18 protein-coding genes are annotated in these 18,812 nt (G+C 64.2%); 8 read left to right on the top strand and 10 right to left on the bottom strand.

Features of this window, described 5'->3' with window-relative positions:
- The first annotated feature begins 3 nt into the window (after positions 1–3).
- The gene (locus K5H97_RS04550) at positions 4–1,128 is read left to right on the top strand and encodes an agmatine deiminase family protein (protein ID WP_028689860.1); all 1,125 of its coding nucleotides are present in this window, start codon (positions 4–6) and stop codon (positions 1,126–1,128) included.
- A gap of 107 nt (positions 1,129–1,235) precedes the next feature.
- Here the strand turns inward: K5H97_RS04550 and K5H97_RS04545 are convergent, their stop codons facing one another.
- Both K5H97_RS04545 and K5H97_RS04540 read right to left on the bottom strand, forming a co-directional pair.
- Entirely contained in the window at positions 1,236–1,766 is a 531-nt protein-coding gene (locus K5H97_RS04545; protein WP_028689861.1) for a cytochrome b/b6 domain-containing protein, read from the bottom strand.
- A complete protein-coding gene (locus K5H97_RS04540) occupies positions 1,763–2,035 on the bottom strand; it encodes a PepSY domain-containing protein (RefSeq protein ID WP_028689862.1) in 273 nt (90 codons plus the stop codon). The genes K5H97_RS04545 and K5H97_RS04540 overlap by 4 nt, the downstream gene beginning before the upstream one ends.
- 200 nt (positions 2,036–2,235) lie before the next feature.
- Between K5H97_RS04540 and K5H97_RS04535 the strand changes: the two genes are divergently transcribed.
- Positions 2,236–3,414 (top strand): acetyl-CoA C-acetyltransferase, encoded by a 1,179-nt coding sequence (locus K5H97_RS04535; RefSeq protein ID WP_028689863.1) that lies wholly within the window; start codon positions 2,236–2,238, stop codon positions 3,412–3,414.
- Between the two features lie 370 nt (positions 3,415–3,784).
- A complete protein-coding gene (locus K5H97_RS04530) occupies positions 3,785–4,672 on the top strand; it encodes a hypothetical protein (protein WP_139121020.1) in 888 nt (295 codons plus the stop codon).
- Positions 4,673–4,711: 39 nt separating this feature from the next.
- Here K5H97_RS04530 and K5H97_RS04525 read toward each other — a convergent pair whose 3' ends face one another.
- Positions 4,712–5,254 carry a nucleotidyltransferase family protein gene (locus K5H97_RS04525; RefSeq protein ID WP_028689864.1) on the bottom strand — a complete coding sequence of 181 codons (543 nt, stop codon included), beginning with the start codon at positions 5,252–5,254 and terminating at the stop codon, positions 4,712–4,714.
- A gap of 1 nt (position 5,255) precedes the next feature.
- On the bottom strand, positions 5,256–5,963 hold the full coding sequence (locus tag K5H97_RS04520; RefSeq protein WP_028689865.1) for an SDR family oxidoreductase: 708 nt from the start codon (positions 5,961–5,963) through the stop codon (positions 5,256–5,258).
- 76 nt (positions 5,964–6,039) lie between these two features.
- Between K5H97_RS04520 and K5H97_RS04515 the strand changes: the two genes are divergently transcribed.
- On the top strand, positions 6,040–6,996 hold the full coding sequence (locus K5H97_RS04515) for an arsenic resistance protein (RefSeq protein ID WP_028689866.1): 957 nt from the start codon (positions 6,040–6,042) through the stop codon (positions 6,994–6,996).
- Positions 6,997–7,107: 111 nt separating this feature from the next.
- Here K5H97_RS04515 and K5H97_RS04510 read toward each other — a convergent pair whose 3' ends face one another.
- Entirely contained in the window at positions 7,108–7,632 is a 525-nt protein-coding gene (locus tag K5H97_RS04510) for a histidine phosphatase family protein (RefSeq protein ID WP_028689867.1), read from the bottom strand.
- 93 nt (positions 7,633–7,725) lie between these two features.
- Positions 7,726–10,029: a 5-methyltetrahydropteroyltriglutamate--homocysteine S-methyltransferase gene (metE, locus tag K5H97_RS04505; RefSeq protein ID WP_028689868.1), complete on the bottom strand. Its 2,304-nt coding sequence runs from the start codon at positions 10,027–10,029 to the stop codon at positions 7,726–7,728.
- Between the two features lie 386 nt (positions 10,030–10,415).
- Between metE and K5H97_RS04500 the strand changes: the two genes are divergently transcribed.
- The gene (locus K5H97_RS04500) at positions 10,416–11,960 is read left to right on the top strand and encodes a methylenetetrahydrofolate reductase C-terminal domain-containing protein (RefSeq protein WP_081791549.1); all 1,545 of its coding nucleotides are present in this window, start codon (positions 10,416–10,418) and stop codon (positions 11,958–11,960) included.
- A 15-nt stretch (positions 11,961–11,975) separates the two neighbouring features.
- On the opposite strand, the gene K5H97_RS04495 is transcribed toward K5H97_RS04500, so the two are convergent.
- Positions 11,976–12,740, bottom strand: coding sequence for a carbon-nitrogen hydrolase family protein (locus K5H97_RS04495; RefSeq protein ID WP_028689869.1), 765 nt, complete (start codon positions 12,738–12,740; stop codon positions 11,976–11,978).
- 199 nt (positions 12,741–12,939) lie between these two features.
- On the opposite strand from K5H97_RS04495, the gene K5H97_RS04490 reads away from it, so the two are divergent.
- Both K5H97_RS04490 and K5H97_RS04485 read left to right on the top strand, forming a co-directional pair.
- Positions 12,940–13,980 (top strand): DMT family transporter, encoded by a 1,041-nt coding sequence (locus K5H97_RS04490; RefSeq protein WP_028689870.1) that lies wholly within the window; start codon positions 12,940–12,942, stop codon positions 13,978–13,980.
- Positions 13,981–14,105: 125 nt separating this feature from the next.
- Positions 14,106–14,888 carry a hypothetical protein gene (locus tag K5H97_RS04485; RefSeq protein WP_028689871.1) on the top strand — a complete coding sequence of 261 codons (783 nt, stop codon included), beginning with the start codon at positions 14,106–14,108 and terminating at the stop codon, positions 14,886–14,888.
- Between the two features lie 122 nt (positions 14,889–15,010).
- Here K5H97_RS04485 and K5H97_RS04480 read toward each other — a convergent pair whose 3' ends face one another.
- Positions 15,011–15,496: a PIN domain-containing protein gene (locus K5H97_RS04480; protein ID WP_028689872.1), complete on the bottom strand. Its 486-nt coding sequence runs from the start codon at positions 15,494–15,496 to the stop codon at positions 15,011–15,013.
- The gene (locus K5H97_RS04475) at positions 15,477–16,544 is read right to left on the bottom strand and encodes a helix-turn-helix domain-containing protein (RefSeq protein WP_028689873.1); all 1,068 of its coding nucleotides are present in this window, start codon (positions 16,542–16,544) and stop codon (positions 15,477–15,479) included. Before K5H97_RS04475 ends, K5H97_RS04480 begins: the two co-directional genes overlap by 20 nt.
- A 203-nt stretch (positions 16,545–16,747) precedes the next feature.
- Here K5H97_RS04475 and K5H97_RS04470 point away from each other — a divergent pair, with 203 nt between their 5' ends.
- Entirely contained in the window at positions 16,748–17,344 is a 597-nt protein-coding gene (locus K5H97_RS04470; RefSeq protein WP_011535688.1) for a transglycosylase SLT domain-containing protein, read from the top strand.
- Positions 17,345–17,775: 431 nt separating this feature from the next.
- Here the strand turns inward: K5H97_RS04470 and K5H97_RS04465 are convergent, their stop codons facing one another.
- The gene (locus K5H97_RS04465) at positions 17,776–18,789 is read right to left on the bottom strand and encodes an alpha/beta hydrolase (RefSeq protein WP_028689874.1); all 1,014 of its coding nucleotides are present in this window, start codon (positions 18,787–18,789) and stop codon (positions 17,776–17,778) included.
- Between the last annotated feature and the right edge of the window lie 23 nt (positions 18,790–18,812).

Raw genomic sequence — 18,812 nt, 5'->3', positions numbered from 1 at the left:
CCCATGCCAACTCGCCGCACCTTCCTCCAACAGATGAGCGTCGTCGCCGGCCTCGGCGCCGCCGCCAGTTTCGGCCTGCCCTTCGGCGGCACCCGCGCCCGCGCCGCCGAGTCGGGCCGCTGGTTCATGCCCGACGAGGGTGAAAAGCACCAGCGCGCCTACATCGCCTTCGGCGCCCAGGACGCCATCTGGGAAGATTTCACCGAAGACGTCCAGGCCGCGCTAGGGCGCATCGCCCGGGCCATCGCCGCGTTCCAGCCGGTGACGGTGTTCTGCCGCGCCAGCGAGCGCGACATCGCCGAGGAGGAATGCGGCAGCCACAACATCACCTATGTCGAGACTGAGCTGGACGACATCTGGATGCGCGACATCGGCGCCAACTTCGTGGTTGACGACGACGGCGTGCTGGGCGCGGTGGACTTCAACTTCAACGGCTGGGGCGGCAAGCAGCAGCACCGCTACGACGCCAAGCTGGCGGCCCGCGTCGCCAGGCTGGCTGGCGCCCAGTACCAGCAGAGCGAACTGGTGGGCGAAGGCGGCGGTATCGAGGTGGACGGCCATGGCACCGGGATCATGACCGAGAGCAGCTGGATCAACAGCAACCGCAACCCCGGCTGGAGCAAGGCCCAGGTCGAGGCCGAACTGAAGGAGCGGCTGGGACTGCGCAAGATCATCTGGCTGCCGGGCATCAAGGGCAAGGACATCACCGATGCCCATGTGGACTTCTACGCGCGCTTCGCGGCGCCCGGCGTGGTAGTGGCGAACCTGGACAACGATCCAGACTCGTACGATCACAAAGTGACCCTCGAGCACCTGGAAATCCTGCGCAATGCCACCGATGCCGATGGCCGCAAGCTGGAGATCCACACGATGTCACCGGCACTGAAGCCACGGCGCAGCAAGTTCAGCGAGGACAATCCGGACTTCGCGGCGGGGTACATCAACTACTTCGTCATCAATGGCGCGGTGATCGCGCCGCAGTTTGGTGATCGCAGTGCCGACGAGAAGGCGCGGGCGTTGCTGGTGAAGCTGTATCCGGGGCGCAAGGTGGTGCAACTGGATATCGATGCGATCGCGGCGGGTGGCGGCGGGATTCACTGCGTGACCAACCAGTGCCCGGCGGTGTAGAGACGATCATCGCGGGGCAAGTCGGGACGCCGAACCGCCGCTCCCACGCCAGTTTTGAACATGCAGGTCTGGCGTGGGAGCGGGCTTGCCCCGCGATGGGCTACACTTCACGGATCCTCGGACCTGCGCCGCCCCGTCACCATCGACCAGGGCAGGTTCTCACGCAGCCGCACACTCTCCACCAGCGCCGCCAGCAGGTGCACGCAAACCAGCGCCAGCAGGCCATCGGCCAACCAGCTGTGCAGCGTTTCCAGCCACTCGGCGCCCCACAACGCATCCACCTCCAGCATCATCCAGCCGGTCAGGCCCAGGCTGGCGATGCCCGTCATCATCAGCACCATCACCAGCGCGCCGATCGGCGTGTGACCCATGCGGTGGTAAGGCTCGCCACGCCACAACGCGCGTCCATGGGTTCGTAACCTTTCCAGGGTCGGCCAGAAATCCGCCCAACGTGCACTGCGGGGCCCGACGAAACCCCATGCGCAGCGCACGGCCAGGCAGCCGCACGCGTAGTAACCCAGCCATTGGTGCCAGTCGTCACCGGCCTCGTTGAAGACGTAGTTGGCGAGGAACACCGCGGCGAACGACCAGTGGCACACCCGCAGCAGCGGGTCCCACAGCCGCACGCCGGCGGTCATTTATGGATCTCGGTCTTGACCGCGTTGCCGCTGACCGGATCGTGATAGATCTCGACCTTGCGGCCATCCTTGTCGAAGCCGTAGATCTCGTAGCAGTTGCCCTTGGTCACCTTGAACTTGTTGATCTTGTAGCCCTCGTCCTTGAGCTTGGCTTGGAACTGCTCGGCGTCCTGCCAGGTACCCTTGTCAGCCGTGGTGCATTTGGGCTCGGCGGCGAAAGCGGCGGCGCTACCCAGCAACAGGGTGATCGCGATAAGTGAACGGCGCATTGGGAAACTCCTGCTTGTTGATGGAAGCCTCATTCTGCCCAGCGAAGCTGAAGCCAAGCTTAGTTTCATCCGAACGGCGGTACAGAATTGCATGCGCCATTCATTTGAATTTCAGATCAATGGCAAAGAAAAACAAACTTCTCAAATAAGCCTCGGGCGGGGATGCTGTCAGGATCACGCCCGCATCCCGGAGAACAACAATGAACGAAGTCGTCATCGTCGCCGCCACCCGCACTGCCATCGGCAGTTTCCAGGGGGCCCTGGCCAATGTGTCCGCCGTGGAGCTGGGCGCCGCCGTGATCCGCCAGCTGCTGGCCCAGACCCAGCTCGACCCGGCCCAGGTCGACGAAGTGATCCTCGGCCAGGTGCTCACCGCCGGCGCCGGCCAGAACCCCGCCCGCCAGGCCGCCGTCAAGGCCGGCCTGCCCTACGAAGTGCCGGCCCTGACCCTGAACAAGGTCTGCGGCTCGGGCCTGAAAGCCCTGCACCTGGCCGCCCAGGCCATCCGCTGCGGCGACGCCGAGGTGGTGATCGCCGGTGGCCAGGAGAGCATGAGCCTGGCGCCCTACGTGATGCCCTCGGCGCGCACCGGCCAACGAATGGGCCACGGCCAACTGGTCGACAGCATGATCACCGACGGCCTGTGGGACGCCTTCAACGACTACCACATGGGCATCACCGCCGAGAACCTGGTGGACAAGTACGCCCTCACCCGTGAACAACAGGACGCCTTCGCCGCCGAGTCGCAGCGCAAGGCCGTGGCCGCCATCGAGGCCGGGCGCTTCAAGGACGAAATCACCCCCATCCACATCCCGCAGAAGAAAGGCGAGCCGCTGGTGTTCGACACCGACGAACAGCCACGCCCCGGCACCACTGCAGAGTCCCTGGGCAAGCTGCGCGCCGCGTTCAAGAAAGATGGCAGCGTCACTGCCGGCAATGCCTCCAGCCTCAACGACGGTGCCGCCGCCGTGCTGTTGATGAGCGCCAGCAAGGCCAAGGCCCTGGGCCTGCCGGTACTGGCGAAGATCGCCGCCTACGCCAGCGCCGGCGTAGACCCTGCGATCATGGGCATCGGCCCGGTATCGGCGACCCAACGCTGCCTGGACAAGGCCGGCTGGCAGTTGGCCGACCTGGACCTGATCGAAGCCAACGAAGCCTTCGCCGCCCAGGCACTGGCCGTGGGCAAGCAGCTGGAGTGGGATGCCTCCAAGGTCAACGTCAATGGCGGCGCGATCGCCCTGGGTCACCCGATCGGTGCGTCCGGCTGCCGGGTGCTGGTGACCTTGCTGCACGAGATGATCAAGCGCGATGCCAACAAAGGCCTGGCAACCCTGTGCATCGGTGGCGGCCAAGGCGTGGCACTGGCCATCGAGCGCTGATCACACCCAGCAGCCCGCTCCCACACGGCGATATTCAAACCTGTGGGAGCGGGTTATCCGCGAAGCGTTCGACGCGGATCACACCAACTCGCCGAAGCATTAGTTGCAATTGACTTGAAAACACATCCGAATACGCTTCAAACAGAAACACACTCAATTACATACATTAAAACGAAAAAAACAATAACTTCACGATAAGCCAGCCACTACTTAATTCGATTGGCTCCATATCCTCCACCACTTTCCTACTGCGTAAAAAAAGACACTTTGACACCTTAAAACTCCCCTCTAGCCTGAGTCAGGCGCCCTATGAACTGCTTAGGTTCCAGCGCACTCGACCCTATTAATAAATCTGCTAAAGGGATTTGACATGAACGCTCCAGGAGCCGCCCCATCCGAGAAAGAAGTTGCACATGCCTGGCTGGAAGGAAAGGCCCGGGTGAAGTCGACCACGGCACACGGCAATATCTTCGCCCACGACTACAACCACCCTCACCAGCTCACCTCGACAGGCCGCGCCATGCGCACCGGCGCTGATGCCATCAACCCGTTCTTCAGCCCGGCAGCCGGCGCGGCGACCGACAGCTACGCCAACGACGCCAACAAGAACGTCAGCCCGGGCAAAGCGCCGGTCAGCATCTACGAAGGCCTGCAGACCGCCATCGACATCGCCCGCCGGCGCTCGGAATACAACCCACTTGACCAGCCTACCGATCAGAGGCCCAAGGCCAAGGGCGACCGCGAACACTTCATCGCCTTCACCCAGCAGATCGCCGAGATTCCCTTCCTGTCGCTGCTCGCCGCCCAGGTGACGCAGATCCAGCAGAAAAGCCATGACGCCAATGCGCTGATCGATTCGTTCGTCAAAGGCTTCATCGGCCTGGCGGCCAAAGATGTCGAGCAAATCAAGAAATCCCTGAGCAGCCTGGTGAATGCGGCGCTGTCCTATTCCGAGCAGACCGAGCGCCAGTCCAACTTCAACCAGAATATCCTGCAGACGGGGATCGCCGGCTCGGTGAACTTCATGCTGTATGCCAGCGAATTCACCATCAAGGCCACCAGCAAGAAAGGCACCATCACCTTCCAGTCGTCCTATACCCTGTCCCAGGCGGTTTACCAGCTGTCGGTGGAAAGCTGGGAAAACGTCAGGGATGTGTTCGCCAAACAGCAGAAAACCGATACCCAGCAATGGCTCGGTGACACCACCACGCCAGTGAAACCAGGCTCGTCACTGCGGGCAATCTGCCTGGTCAGTTGAGGCCGCGCGCCAAGCCCGGCAGTTTCCCTGCCGGGCTTTTCAACCAAGCGAGCGCAACTTCGGCCAGCGCTGCAACCAGCCCTTCTCCCGCGCCCGAGCGGCCATCGCCTCGGCCTTGCCCGGCGTGGACCGCAGCCGCAGGCCGAACAGATCGTCCAGTCCCAGCGGCGCCAGCACCTCGCACTGGTCATCGGCCGTGCGCCGCACCGCCACTGCCGTGGCGACCTCCGCCCAGTAGCACATGGCATCGCCGGTCGAGGCATAAGGCGCCTGGCCATGACGCAGGTGCATGCGCGCCTGGTTCTTCACCGACCACAACACCTCCGGCGCCTGGGCCTGCAACCGCGCCTCCAGCCGCAGGTCCTCGGCCGGATCGCTGCGCGCCGGATCGAACCACAGCACATCCACATCCCCTTGCAGCGCGGTCATGGCCCGTCCATGCAGATGGTCCCACACGGCATTGCGCACGAAACCCGCACCGATCCAGGCATCCGGCACGCCAAGATCGCGCACCAGCGCCAGCAGGGGCCAGCGCACAGGGTCATTGCAGATCAGGGTCTGGACCTGCCGTTCGAAACTCACCTTAAAAACGCTCGTCACGCAGCGCGGGCAAGGTGATGTCGCGCACGTAGCTGGCCGCCGACAGGCTCAGCAGCATCCGGCACACCTGGACCACGTCGTGCAGCGGGATCAGCGTCCCCTCGCCGCGCTGTTCGGCTTCGGCCAGCGGCACCTCCAGTCCATCCTCGGTATTCAGGTAGCCGAGGTTCAGGCAGCTCACGCCAAGCCCCTGCTCGCGGAAGCCTTCACGCAAGGTTTCGGCAATGCCGCGCAGGCCGAACTTGCTGGCGCCGAAGGTGACTTCTGGCCGACCGCTACCTGGCAGGCCCGATGTGGAGCCGGTGAGGATGATTCGTGGCCGTGCGCTCTTGAGCAGCACCGGCAGCAAGCGCTTGATCAACAACAGCGGCGCGGTGAGGTTGGTGGCAACCATGCGCTCGATCTGCCCCTCGTCATCGTCGAGGAAGCTGTAGTCCTCCTCGAAGGCCCGCTGTTCCCAGATCCCGACGTTGTACACCAGCACATCCAGCCCGCCCTCGGCCACCGCATCATGGATGACCGCCGCGGCCTGGCGAGGCTGGCCGAGGTCGGCCTCGATCCAGCGCACCGCGCTCGGCAACGACGCCGGCCGGGTGCGCGACACGCCGATCAACGTATCACCCGCGTTACCCAGGCCCTCGACCAGTGCCTTACCCAATCCCTTGCTCGCACCCACCACTAGAATTCGCATCGCATCACTCCCTATGGATTGCGCCAGATAGTACCCTGCCCCACCTAGTAATTCAGTCGGAAAAGCCAGGCCATCCGTGGACAGAGATCAACTCGAACGCAACCAGATCCCCCTGTACTTCATCGCCGTGGTGCTTGCCTGCGCCGTCGGCCTGCTTGCACCCGGCGTTGCCCAGGCACTGGAGATGCTGGTGACACCGGCCATCGCCGTGCTGATGTACGCGATGTTCCTGCAGATCCCCTTCCTCGACCTGCGCGCGGGCCTGGGCAACCGGCGTTTCATGGGCGCGCTGCTGCTGGCCAATTTCGTGCTGGTGCCGCTGCTGGTGTGGGCCGGGACGCGCGGCCTGGTCGAGCACCCCGGCGTGCTGGTCGGCGCCCTGCTGGTGCTGCTGACGCCCTGCATCGACTACGTGGTGGTGTTCACCCATATCGGCAAGGGCGACTCGCGCCTGACCCTCGCCGCCACGCCGGTGCTGCTGCTGGTGCAGCTGGCGTTGCTGCCGCTGTACCTGGCGCTGATGCTCGGTGGCGCGGCTGATGTCGAGATTTCCGTGGCGCCGTTCATCGAAGCCTTCGTGCTGCTGATCGTGCTGCCGCTGTTGCTGGCGGTCGTCACCAGTGCCGGCGCGCGGCGCTCGGCGCTGGTCGCCAAATGGAACGACACCTGGGCCTGGCTGCCGGTGCCGGCCATGGCGCTGGTGCTGATTACAGTGATCGGCTCGCAGATCGGCGTGGTGGCCAGCCAGCTGGACAACCTGCTGCCGGTTGTGCCGGTGTATCTCGGTTTTGCCCTGCTGGCGCCGCTGCTTGGCTGGTTCGCGGCGCGGCTGTTCACGTTGTCCACAGGGGAAGCACGGGCCGTGACCTTCAGCGCCGCCACGCGTAATTCGCTGGTGGTGCTGCCGTTGGCGTTGGCGCTGCCGGAGTCGATCCGGGCATTGGCGGCGGCGGCGGTGATTACCCAGACGTTGGTGGAGCTGGTGAGCGAGCTGGTCTATGTGCGGGCCGTGCCGGCGTTGGTTCGGCGTTAGGCATGACACGGGACTGCGCTAGCCTCAAGGTCAACGTCGTACCTGTGGGAGCGGCCTTGTGTCGCGAAAGGGCTGCGAAGCGGCCCCGGCGATAGCAGCCATGCACAGGCATCAGCCCAACTGCAGCCTCCATTGCCCGTAATAGCTCAAGCACACACGGGCCAAGGGCGGCATATCAATGCGATGAAACGACTCGAAAGGCGCGCCCAACGCATGCAGCATCGCGGCGCGAATAACAAAGGGATGGGTGATCGCGACCCACTCGCCCGGCGTCAGCGCTGTATCCATCCAGGTCGCGACACGCTCGCACAGCATGGCGATGGATTCACCGCCGTGAGGGCTAGCCTGGGGATCGCAAAGCCAGACCCGCAGGGTGTTTTCGTCCAGTTGCTTGAGCGGGATGCCTTTCCAGCTGCCGAGGTCGCAGTCGCGCAGGCCTTCGTCGACAGTCGCGTTCAGGCCCTCGGCAGTCTGGCGGCTACGTAGTTCAGGTGCCATGAGATAGCGGGCGGTTGCAGGCAGGTCTGTCAAAAGCGACGGTGGATCGCGCAGCGCCTCGTCGTCCATGGCGAAACGCCCCACCCGTTGCGCCTCGGTGCGGGCGTGGCAGATCAGGGTGAGGTGGGTAGGCTTCATGGCGGGGCTTTGACAGGAATGTCCGGGCACTCTAGCCGAAATATGGAAAACCTGTACCAGCCCCGCGATAGGGCCGGTACTGCCAACGCGTCATCAAGCTGAGGCACGCAGCTCCCGGGCTGCCGCCACCATGTTCACCAACGCCGCCTCGGTCTCCGGCCAACCGCGCGTCTTCAACCCGCAATCCGGATTGACCCACAACCGCTTGGCCGGAATCCGCTGGGCGGCCTTGCGCAGCAGCTTGACCATTTCCTCCTTGGACGGCACCCGTGGCGAGTGGATGTCGTACACACCAGGGCCGATCTCGTTCGGGTAGTCGAAGCGCTCGAACGCCTCCAGCAATTCCATGTCCGAACGCGAGGTCTCGATGGTGATCACATCGGCATCCATCGCCGCGATCGACTCGATCACGTCGTTGAACTCGCTGTAGCACATGTGGGTGTGGATCTGTGTTTCGTCACGCACGCCCGAGGCGCACAGGCGGAACGCCTCGGTGGCCCACTCCAGGTAACGCGGCCAGGCACTGCGACGCAGCGGCAGGCCTTCGCGGAAGGCGGCCTCGTCGATCTGCACGATCTTGATGCCCGCCGCCTCCAGATCCACCACCTCGTCGCGGATCGCCAGCGCCAGCTGGCGCGCCTGGACCTCACGGCTCACGTCCTCGCGCGGGAATGACCACGTCAGCATGGTCACCGGGCCCGTCAGCATGCCCTTCATCACCTTGCGGGTCAGGCATTGGGCGTACTTGATCCAGTCCACGGTCATGGCCTTTGGGCGGCTCAGGTCACCGAAGATCACCGCCGGCTTCACGCAGCGCGAACCGTAGCTCTGCACCCAGCCGAAGCGGGTGAACACATAACCGTCCAGTTGCTCGGCGAAGTACTCGACCATGTCGTTGCGCTCGGCCTCGCCGTGCACCAACACATCCAGCCCCAGGTTTTCCTGGATCTGCACCGCGTGGCGGATTTCGCTGTGCATGGCCTCGACGTAATCGGCCTCGCTCAGCTTGCCCTGCTTGAACGACTGACGCGCCAGACGGATCGCCGAGGTTTGCGGGAACGAACCAATGGTGGTGGTCGGAAACGCCGGCAGGTCCAGCCCGGCACGCTGCTTGGCGATCCGCTGCTCGAAAGCCGAGGCTCGCTGGCTGTCGGCTGGCTTGATCGCGGCGACACGGGCCTGCACCGCTGGCTTGTGAATCCGTGGCGAGGTGGCGCGGCGGTGTTGCACGGCGCGGCTCTGCGCCAGCGCCTCGACAACCTCCGCAGCCTCGGGCTGGTTGAGCGCCTTGGCCAGCAGCGCCACTTCCTGGCACTTCTGCACGGCGAAGGCCAGCCAGCTCTTCAGTTCGTCATCGAGCTGGTCTTCACGCTCCAGGTCCACCGGGCTGTGCAGCAGCGAGCACGACGGCGCCACCCACAGGCGATCGCCCAGGCGTTCATGGGCATGGCGCAGCACGTCCAGTGCCTTTTCCAGGTCGCAGCGCCAGACGTTGCGGCCGTTGACCACGCCCAGCGACAGCACCTTGTAAGCCGGCAGGCGGTCGAGGATGGTCGGATACTGGTCCGGGGCACGCACCAGGTCGATGTGCAGGCCATCGACCGGCAGGTTGGCGGCCAGGCCCAGGTTGTCTTCCAGGCCGCCGAAGTAGGTGGCGATCAGCTTTTTCAAAGGGGCGCGCTGGAGGATGTTGTAGACGCGCTCGTAGGCGTTCTTCCAATCCTGCGGCAGGTCGAGGGCGAGGATCGGCTCGTCGATCTGCACCCACTCCACGCCCTGCACGGCCAGGCGGTTGAGGATATGGTCGTACAGCGGCAACAGGCGATCGAGCAGCTCCAGCTTGTCGAAATCGGCGCCCTTGGTCTTGCCCAGCCACAGATAGGTCAGCGGGCCGATCAGCACCGGCTTGACCGCATGGCCCAGGGCCTTGGCCTCCTCGACCTCTTCGAACAGTTGCTCCCAGCTCAGGGTGAACTGTTGGTCGGCGGTGAATTCGGGGACCAGGTAGTGGTAGTTGGTGTCGAACCACTTGGTCATTTCCTGGGCGTGGGCGCCGCCGCAGCAGCTATCGCTGCCCTTTGTTCCTACGGCACCACGAGCCATGGCGAACAGGGTCTGCAGGGTCGGCTTGGCACCGTCCTTGGCACGGAAACGCTCAGGGATCACGCCGAAGGTCAGCGAGTGGGTGAGCACCTGGTCGTACCAGGCGAAGTCGCCCACCGGCAGCAGCTCGATGCCGGCAGCCTTCTGCACCTGCCAGTGCGCGGCGCGCAGGCCACGGCCCACGGCACGCAGGCCGGCTTCGTCCAGCTCGCCCTTCCAGAAGGCTTCCTGGGCTTTCTTCAGCTCGCGGTCGCGGCCGATGCGCGGGAACCCCAGGTTGTGTGCCAGTGCCATGTTGTCGTCCCTCGAACCTTAAAATGAATGAGGGCATTTTGGGCGCGGGGCTAAGGTGAGACAAACTCATTAAATTTGAGATGAACTCAAGAATTGTTCATGATGCCTTACAGAAATGATGATCCCTGTGGGAGCGGCCTTGTGTCGCGAAATGGCCGCAAAGCGGCCACGGCGATCTGTGCATGAATGCTGAAATCCTGGGGCCGCTGCGCAGCCCTTTCCGACCGGTCCGACGCCTCGGCAAGGCCGTTCCCACAGGGATCTAGGCCACCTGACAGAGCGTTGTGAATGTCTCAACCAGCACAGTACCCCGCGCAATCAGACATGCCCCACCCGCCAATCTGCCGCACACTGCCACCCTGCCCCAACCCGGTAGCCCGTACCCAATGAGCCTGCTGAAAACGACCCTGGACGCCAACGCCTTCGCCTGCATCCTGGAATTCGTCCCCAAGCCCGGCGCCGAGCGTTTCGCCACCCTCGAAACCCTCATGGCCCGCACCCGGCTGTGTGGTTGGCCGATGACCGTAGCCATCGGCGACCGCGTCAGCAGCGCCCTGGACATGTCGCCGCTGGAGGCCTTCAGCAGGCTCGCGAACCCCGTTCCCGCCCTGCTGCACTTCTCCGGCAAGGACCGCGAACGCCGCGACCTGCTGGCCCAGTTGCAACGCATGGACGCCGCCGGCCTCGACCAGCTTCTGCTGCTGACCGGCGACCGCCTGCCCGGCCACACCCCCGGCGAACGCCCGGTACGCTATCTGGAATCCGTCGCCGCCCTGCAGATCGTCCGCCAAGCCCGCCCCCACTGGCTGCTGGCCGCCGCGCTCAACCCGTTCAAGTACCAGGAAGCAGAAGGCGGCGCGCAGTACTGCAAGGCCGAAAAGAAACTCGCCGCCGGCGCCGACCTGTTCATCCTGCAACTCGGTTTCGACATCGACAAACACCAGGAAGCCTTCGACTGGATGCAACGCCAGCCCCGGCCCAAGCCGCTGATGGCCTGCATCATGGCGCTGACCGAAGGCCGCGCGGGGATGCTCGATCACGTTGCCGGTGTGACTGTCACGCCGTCGATGCGCGCGCTGCTGGCCGCCGAAACGGCGGTGTCCAAGGCCTACGCCAGGGAACGCGCCAACCATCGCCTGGCCTTGCAGGTGATCGGCCTGAAGTTGATGGGCTATGCCGGCGTGCACCTGTCCGGTATCCACGAAGTGGCGCAGTTCGAGGCACTTGAGCAGGCCATCGGCGCGCTGCAACCGCAGTTCACTTCACTGCAGGACTGGACCCCGGCCTGGGAAGCGGCCTGGCAGGAAGCAAACCTAGCGCCGGTCACCTTCCATCCACCGGGGCACGCCTGGCGCCTCGGGCAACGGCAGATCACCGCGTCCAACAAGGAAAAGGCCCGCTATCACCTGCTCTCGGCGATGCACCATCAGTTGTTCAGCCGCACCACGGCCTTGAGCAAGGGCTTCGGCTGGGCCGTGACCCGGTCGCTGTGGGCCAACCCCACGGCGGCGCAGTGGCTGCATCGGCTGGAGCGACGCATCAAACGCCCGCTGGTGGGGTGCGATACCTGCGGCAGTTGCCGGCTGGAGGACACCCTCTACATCTGCCCCGAGACCTGTCCCAAAGGCCTGGCGAACGGGCCATGCGGCGGCACGAGCCTGGACCGTTGCGAGTTTGGCGACCGGGAGTGCGTGCACAGTGCCAAGTATCGGCTGGCGGTGAGTGTGGGCCGGACCGAGGTGTTGCGCGAGCGGTTGATTCCTTGCGTGCAGGTGGAGAGCCGGCATCGCAGTTCGTGGCCGGTATGGTTCGAGCCTGCACCACTTAACATTGCCGAGCCCACACCGATGAGCGACGACGACCTGCTTGCCAAAACACGGGAGCGCCTGGCTGCGCCACAACGAGTGAAGGTCTCACTGGACGACCTGTAGCCAGGCACGAGCGGATCAGCCTGCGTGCTGAGCTAGTGAAACCTCCACTCCCTGCCACTCCCCAGCCTGACCGGAAACAATCAACAGCCGATTCCCGGCAGCTGAAGCAGCCACGACACACCGCCCCTGCTCGTCCCAGAACGCGCTGCGCCCAGCCGCCGCCCAGCCACCCGTGGTGCCGCCATGATTGGCCATGAGCACCGCCATGGCATGCCGCTGCGCATAACCCTGCAGCAATGCGCTATCCGCCGGATACCCACCCTCCCCGATCAGCACACCTGTCGCATACACCTGCGCGCCGCGCTGCGCCGCCTGGGCGGCATGCTGCGGATGGCTGAAATCGGCGCACACCGACAAGGCCACGGACAGCCCGGAAACGGACAACAACTCACCGCCGCTCCCCGCACTGAAGAACGCGTCCTCGCCGGTATGCAGGTGCTGCTTGGTATAGGCCGCAATAGAGCCATCCGGGTGGAGGATGCAGGCCGCAATTCGCGGCTTGTCCTGGCCCGGTACCGTGAGCGGCATCCCGACCACCGTGGTCATGCCCGCTTCCTGGGCAAGCTGGCGCAGTGGCGCCAGCAGCGGCGTGTCCAGATCCTGCGCCAGGCCACTGGCCAACGCGGGGGCATAGCCCGTGAGCGACAGTTCGGGGAAGAGCAACAGGTCCACGCCATGCTCATGGGCCTGGCGCATGAACGCCAGGTGCAAGGCCAGGTTGGCGGGGAGGTCGCCATCACCAATGGCGCATTGGGCGGCGGCAAAAACGGCTGGTGGCATGGGCGTCTCCTGACAAGGTAAGTGGACTCTGCTCGGCTACCACCCAGAAGACAACTGTTACATCGACGATAGGATCAACGTGGGAGCGGGCTTGCCCCGCGATGGCTCTCCCACTGCCCCCACAGCGTGGCGCCAGCCCTTGTGCAGAAAGGCTATGATGCTCTCCTGCACGCAATCAGCCTGACAGGGCGGCCCCATCATGAATCTGAGTGTTCTCTACGCGTTGGTTGCAGCCGCACTGTTTGGCGCAAGCACACCGCTCGCCAAACTGTTGGGTGTCAATACCCCGCCCATCCTGCTGGCCGGGCTGCTCTACCTGGGCAGCGGCGTCGGCCTGACCCTCGTCCGTCTGGTGCGCGATCGCGGTTGGCAGCGGCCCGGGCTGCCTGCCGGAGAATGGCCCTGGTTGCTAGGTGCGATCTTCTTTGGCGGCGTGCTTGCGCCTGTGGCGCTGATGTTCGGGCTCACTCGCACAGCGGGGGCCACTGCATCGTTGATGCTCAATCTCGAGTCGGTCCTCACGGCAGTGCTGGCATGGGTGGTGTTCAAGGAAAACGCCGACCGCCGGATCGTGATCGGTATGATCGCCATCGTCCTGGGCGGTATCGTGCTGTCATGGCCGCAAGAGACCGCGGTGGACCATGACTGGACCGGGCCGCTGGCGGTGGCATTCGCCTGCCTTTGCTGGGCGATCGACAACAACCTGACCCGCAAGGTCTCCGCCTCCGACGCGCTGTTCATCGCTGGCAGCAAAGGCCTGGCGGCGGGCGTGGTCAATGGCGGCCTGGCCTTGGCCATCGGCTCGCAACTGCCGGCCCTGGGCACGCTGGGGTCGATCCTGCTGGTTGGGTTTCTTGGGTATGGCGTCAGCCTGGTGCTGTTCGTCCTGGCCCTTCGCGGGTTGGGGAGCGCGCGTACCGGGGCGTACTTTTCCACAGCGCCGTTCCTGGGTGCGGCGGTCGCGATCCTGATGCTGGGTGAGTCGGTGTCCATGACGTTCCTGCTCGCTGCGACGTTGATGGCCTTGGGTGTGTGGATTCACTTGATGGAGAACCATGTTCACGAACACCAGCATGAGGCCCTCGATCATAGCCACCGGCATACGCACGATGAGCACCATCAACATGAGCATGACTTTGAGTGGGATGGCACCGAGCCGCACAGCCACCCCCATGTGCATGTGCCGCTTCGACATAGCCATGCGCATTTTCCGGATGTTCATCATCGGCATAGGCACTGACCGGGCAGAAAATACAGGACTGGCATTGCTCACCCGCCCCGGCTCGAACCCTGCGTTTCACCCAAGGTATACTCCCGCCCCGTCGCGCCCAGAGTGGCGCGTAGCCTTCATGTGCAGGATGCCCTATGTCAGTTCAGCAACACGTTGCCGCCGCCGATACCACCTTCACTGCCGCGCTCGAGCCGCTCAACCATGCCCTTGAGCAGGTACGGCAGGCCGAAATCCGGCTGCTGCAGCGCAGACGCCAGGTCACCCTGGCATTCATGTGCGTCCAGGCCGCCTACTGCGGCTACCTGATGCTCAAGTGGATCTGGCAGGGCCATTACATCGGCGGGCCGATCTATGCCGTGTTGCTCTGGTGCCTGTTGTGGCTGCTGTACTACCCGGTGTCGGTGCTGTGGTACCCGCGCCAGCGCGCACTGGACAAGGCCTATCGCGCGCTCGATGCGGCGCGGATGGAAGAAGGCAAGGCGTTCCTGGCCAGCAAGGCCTTGGGCGCGTATCGCTGGGTCTACCGTGGCGGGCGCATGCTGGCGGTGTTCCCCGACAGCCACATGCTGTATGTGCTGGCCCCAGAGGTTGGCGAGCGCCACGCGCTGATGGACGCACCACAGGTGGTCAAGCAAGTGCGCGTGGACGAACAGGCCGTCACCCGCAGCACCACCCAGACCACCACCAAGCACGGCTGGCGCAACGTCTACGCGTTCAACAATCAGTTCGGCATGATCGGCGGCGGCAAGTCCCGCTCCACCTCGACCACCACCCACGACACCGTGCGCACCTTCACCCTGCACGTGCAATTGCAGAGCGCCGGCCAGCATCCCTACTGGATTCAACTGCCCTTCGCCGATGACTGGCAGGAAGCCCGCAACTGGCAATTGCTGATCGAGCAGGCAACCGCCCGCTAACGGCCTTGCATCGCCCACCTGTAGGAGCGGCCTTGTGTCGCGAAAGGGCCGCAAAGCGGCCCCGGCGATCCAGCGACAAGCCAACAGCCACTATATGAAGTAGCTCCAGGTTGAACAGCCCGCTATCGATAGAACTCATCCAGCCGCTGATGGGCGACCGCCCAGGGCAGCCGCCGTGCATTCGCCCGCATCCTGAGGTAGGCCTCATGGGCCTGCTCGACCGTGATCACCTCGCTTCGCACAAGCTCCTCGACCACCCAGAGCGTGCCCTTCACCTCAACCTCTTCCAGCAAAGCCGCTTTGCGCAACGCCTCGTCCCCGGATAGCAACGGACATTTTTCCTGCCTGGCCAGCGCCAACGCGAAGCAATCGTTACGGCTAGGCCCCCTGACCCGGCCAACCAACTCCACGGCATAGAGCATGGTGGCAGGGTTGAGCTCAGCCACCTCGAGCCCCAGGCCCAGCAGATGCGCATGCTGGGCTTCAAGCTCATCGAAATAGAGGATATCCGGCACAGTGAACTGGTAAGGCAGCGTGAAGAGTTGACCCAGCAGCTCTCCCTCTTCAAGGTCGATCAGGATGTTGGCATCACTGATGAGCAGCTGCATCCAGTAACTCCAGTTTGCGCGCCTGGTGGAACTGATAGACCGTCATGCCCAGCAGCTCCGCCGCCTTGGACTCACCGATAATCCCCTCCCCCAGCGCGCGGTAGACCAGTTGCTGGAACAGCCGTGTGGTTTCCTGCCGGTACGCAGCCCCTGGCTCCTGTTTGCGCCAGCCCTGTTTGACGAACACCATGAACAGCCGCTCGCGCACAGCGTGCGGGATAATCTCCAGGTCCCCGGCGCGGTACAGGCAACCCTGCATGCTGAGGCCAAATTCCGCCTTGAGCAGATACAACTCGCGCACCTCCAGCATGTGGCGTTTGTGGCCCAGATGCTGCCGCATTGCGCTGGCCGGCACCAGCAATGCCGAGGCAAAACGGTTACAGGCCTTTTCCTCGTCCAGCCCTTCGGCCAACCGACCATGCATCAGCAAGTGACCAAGTTCGTGGGCCAAGGTGAACCGCTGCCGGTCACCCGGCCAGTCGGCCGATACCACGATGACCGGCTGCCCCGCCACGCTGGCCTGCAAGCCATCGAACTTCGCCTGCGCATCGACCTGGGTGATGATCACCAGAATCCCATGCGTCTCCAGCACGTCGATCAAATCGGGAATCGGGCTCGCCCCCAGGCCCCACAGCTGCCGCACCTGGTCCGCCAGGTTGTCGACCGCCTGCAGCGAATCCAACTGCGCGGGCAGCCCTGCCGGCGCGCTGAACGCCTGCACGGGATAATCCGGCCATAGATTGATCAGTTCCTGCCAACGCTCCGCCTGATCCAGCACATCGGCCTCAATGCGCTTGAGGATCGCCTTGGGCGTGCTGCAACGCTTGCGATACTCGACACCCGCCAGCTCGACCGTGGCAGGGCGGAAAAAGTACTCGGCGCGCACCGACAGCGCCTTGCACAAACGCACGAGCACGCCAGAACTGGGCATGCTCTGGTCATGTTCATACTTCTTGATCATGTTGGCGCTCACGCCCACCTGATCACCTAGCGCCTGCATCGACAGGCCAGCAGCAGCGCGGGCACGTTTGAGCCGCTCGCCGATCATCGGCTGTCTCCCTCGGTTTACGATTCTGTAAAATTTCAAATAAATATAAACCCGATACGCTTACCCGTCGAGGCATGGGCGACGACCGTCCCACCGTGTCCAGCTCAACATCGCGCAACAGCCCCCTGATTCATATGCCTCCCCAAAGCCTGTATAAAGCGCCAACCAACTGCGCCCCCGACGTCTGCCAAAGGAAACCCGCCATGCTTCGGCTCTTGATGCCAGCCCTGCTCCTGCTGCTTGCCGGCTGCGCCACCAAGCCGCCCGCCAACCCCGACAACCTCTGCGAGATCTTCCGCGAGAAGCCGAAATGGCACGAGGCGGCGCTGAAGATGCAGGCGCGCTGGGGTGCGCCGGTGCAGGTGCCGATGGCGATGATGTACCAGGAGTCCTCGTTCAAGCACGACGCCCTGCCGCCGCGCTACTACTTCCTGGGTTTCATCCCTTGGGGCCGGGTCAGCACTGCCTACGGGTACGCCCAGGCCAAGGACGAGACCTGGGCCGACTACAAGCGCGATGCCGGCGGCTGGGGCGCCGCCCGCGACGACTTCGCCGACGCGATCGACTTCATGGGCTGGTACATGCAGAAGAGCCAGCAGGTCAACGGCGTGTCCAAGTGGGACGCCTATGGCCAGTACCTGAACTACCACGAAGGCTGGGGCGGCTACCGCAACCGCAGCTACGACGCCAAGCCGTGGCTGAAGAACGTCTCGCAGAAGGTTCAGGCCCGGGCTTCGGTGTTCGGGGCGCAGTACCGGAGTTGCGAGCAGGAGCTCGCGCGGGGTGGGTGGTTCTGGTAGGGCCTGACGCAGGTGTGCTTTGAAAATATTGGCCTGCTCAGTTAGCGCTTCATCGCCAATAACGAGGCTGCTTTGCAGCCCTTCGCGGGCAAATAGCATCGGCGCACCGCCCCACAGGACTACGCAGAATCTCAAACCAGCGCCGTCCCTGTGGGAGCGGCCTTGCGTCGCGAAAGGGCTGCACAGCAGCCCCGGCAATGTTGATGGTGGCTCAAAACCTGGGGCCGCTGCGCGCCCCTTTAGCGACGCAAGGCCGCTCCCACAGGATCGCGCAGCCCCTGAATCGAGCACTGTACTTGTGGAAGCGGGTTTACCCGCGAAGGGCTGCAAAGCAGCCCCAATAAGTGCGATGAAGCGCTAACTGACTGGCAGCTTTTCGTTTCCCGCATTGATCGCCCGTTCATGGCATCCACCTGCGGGCTTGGGTGGGATCACTTCAAATGCACTTTCAACGCCTCGCCAGCCTGCAGCATTGCAGCGCGTACCGCCGGCACCTGGCTGACCACGTTCAGCAAGCCGTAGTCATGGATCATGCCGTTGTAGCGCACCGCCGTGACCGGCACGCCGGCTTGGTCCAGCTTGCGCGCATAGGCTTCCCCTTCATCACGCAGCACATCGGCACTCGCGGTCTGCACCAGCGCTGGCGGCAGGCCTTTCAACTGCTCGGTGGTCGCGCGCAGCGGCGAGGCGTAGATCTCGGCACGTTGCTCGGGGTCGGTGGTGTAGTTGTCCCAGAACCACTTCATCATGTTCCGGGTGAGGAAGTGCCCCTCGGCGTACTGGTTGTACGACGCGGTCTCGAAGTTGGCGTCGGTCACCGGCCACAGCAGCACCTGGTACTTGATGGCCGGGGTGCCTTTGTCCTTGGCCATCAGGCTGACCACCGCCGCCATGTTGCCGCCGACACTGTTGCCCGCGACCGCCAGGCGCTTGCCGTCGACATTGATGTCCTTGCCGTGCTCGGCCACCCATCGGGTTGCCGCGTAGGCCTGGTTGATCGCCGTCGGGTAGTGCGCCTCTGGGGACGGGGTGTAGTTGACGAACACCGCCACCGCCCCGGACCCGACGACCAGGTCGCGCACCAGGCGCTCATGGGTCGGGAAGTCGCCGAGCACCCAGCCGCCGCCGTGGAAGTACATGAACACCGGCAAGGTCCCCTTCACACCCGCCGGGCGCACGATGTTCAAGCGGATGGCCTGGCCATCGACGGTGATGGTCTTCTCGCTGACATCCGCCTTGGGCAGCGTCAGTTTCACCCCGGCCTGGGCGCCGCTCAGCACCGCGCGGGCATCCTTCGGCGAAAGCTGCTCGATGGGTGTGCCACCGCCCGCGTTCAAGGCATCGAGGAATGCCTGGGTGTTGTGCTCGACGCCAGCGTCGGCGAATGCGTTACCGATCGACAAGGCAAGCAGCGAGCCCGCGAGTGTTCTGGTCAAAACGTTCAATTCATTTCCCCTGTTTCTGTTGA

The organism is Pseudomonas mosselii (assembly GCF_019823065.1).
Classification (GTDB): domain Bacteria; phylum Pseudomonadota; class Gammaproteobacteria; order Pseudomonadales; family Pseudomonadaceae; genus Aquipseudomonas; species Aquipseudomonas mosselii.
This window is presented reverse-complemented; position numbering and strand designations above follow the sequence as displayed.

What these genes read in the sequence shown, in the direction of transcription:
- K5H97_RS04520 (WP_028689865.1), bottom strand. Translation starts at nt 5,963, where the DNA reads ATGCGAATTCTAGTGGTGGGTGCGAGCAAGGGATTGGGTAAGGCACTG.
- K5H97_RS04535 (WP_028689863.1), top strand. Translation starts at nt 2,236, where the DNA reads ATGAACGAAGTCGTCATCGTCGCCGCCACCCGCACTGCCATCGGCAGT.
- K5H97_RS04545 (WP_028689861.1), bottom strand. Translation starts at nt 1,766, where the DNA reads ATGACCGCCGGCGTGCGGCTGTGGGACCCGCTGCTGCGGGTGTGCCAC.
- K5H97_RS04475 (WP_028689873.1), bottom strand. Translation starts at nt 16,544, where the DNA reads ATGATCGGCGAGCGGCTCAAACGTGCCCGCGCTGCTGCTGGCCTGTCG.
- K5H97_RS04500 (WP_081791549.1), top strand. Translation starts at nt 10,416, where the DNA reads ATGAGCCTGCTGAAAACGACCCTGGACGCCAACGCCTTCGCCTGCATC.
- K5H97_RS04485 (WP_028689871.1), top strand. Translation starts at nt 14,106, where the DNA reads ATGTCAGTTCAGCAACACGTTGCCGCCGCCGATACCACCTTCACTGCC.
- K5H97_RS04550 (WP_028689860.1), top strand. Translation starts at nt 4, where the DNA reads ATGCCAACTCGCCGCACCTTCCTCCAACAGATGAGCGTCGTCGCCGGC.
- K5H97_RS04540 (WP_028689862.1), bottom strand. Translation starts at nt 2,035, where the DNA reads ATGCGCCGTTCACTTATCGCGATCACCCTGTTGCTGGGTAGCGCCGCC.
- metE (WP_028689868.1), bottom strand. Translation starts at nt 10,029, where the DNA reads ATGGCACTGGCACACAACCTGGGGTTCCCGCGCATCGGCCGCGACCGC.
- K5H97_RS04495 (WP_028689869.1), bottom strand. Translation starts at nt 12,740, where the DNA reads ATGCCACCAGCCGTTTTTGCCGCCGCCCAATGCGCCATTGGTGATGGC.
- K5H97_RS04490 (WP_028689870.1), top strand. Translation starts at nt 12,940, where the DNA reads ATGAATCTGAGTGTTCTCTACGCGTTGGTTGCAGCCGCACTGTTTGGC.
- K5H97_RS04480 (WP_028689872.1), bottom strand. Translation starts at nt 15,496, where the DNA reads ATGCAGCTGCTCATCAGTGATGCCAACATCCTGATCGACCTTGAAGAG.
- K5H97_RS04510 (WP_028689867.1), bottom strand. Translation starts at nt 7,632, where the DNA reads ATGAAGCCTACCCACCTCACCCTGATCTGCCACGCCCGCACCGAGGCG.
- K5H97_RS04470 (WP_011535688.1), top strand. Translation starts at nt 16,748, where the DNA reads ATGCTTCGGCTCTTGATGCCAGCCCTGCTCCTGCTGCTTGCCGGCTGC.
- K5H97_RS04530 (WP_139121020.1), top strand. Translation starts at nt 3,785, where the DNA reads ATGAACGCTCCAGGAGCCGCCCCATCCGAGAAAGAAGTTGCACATGCC.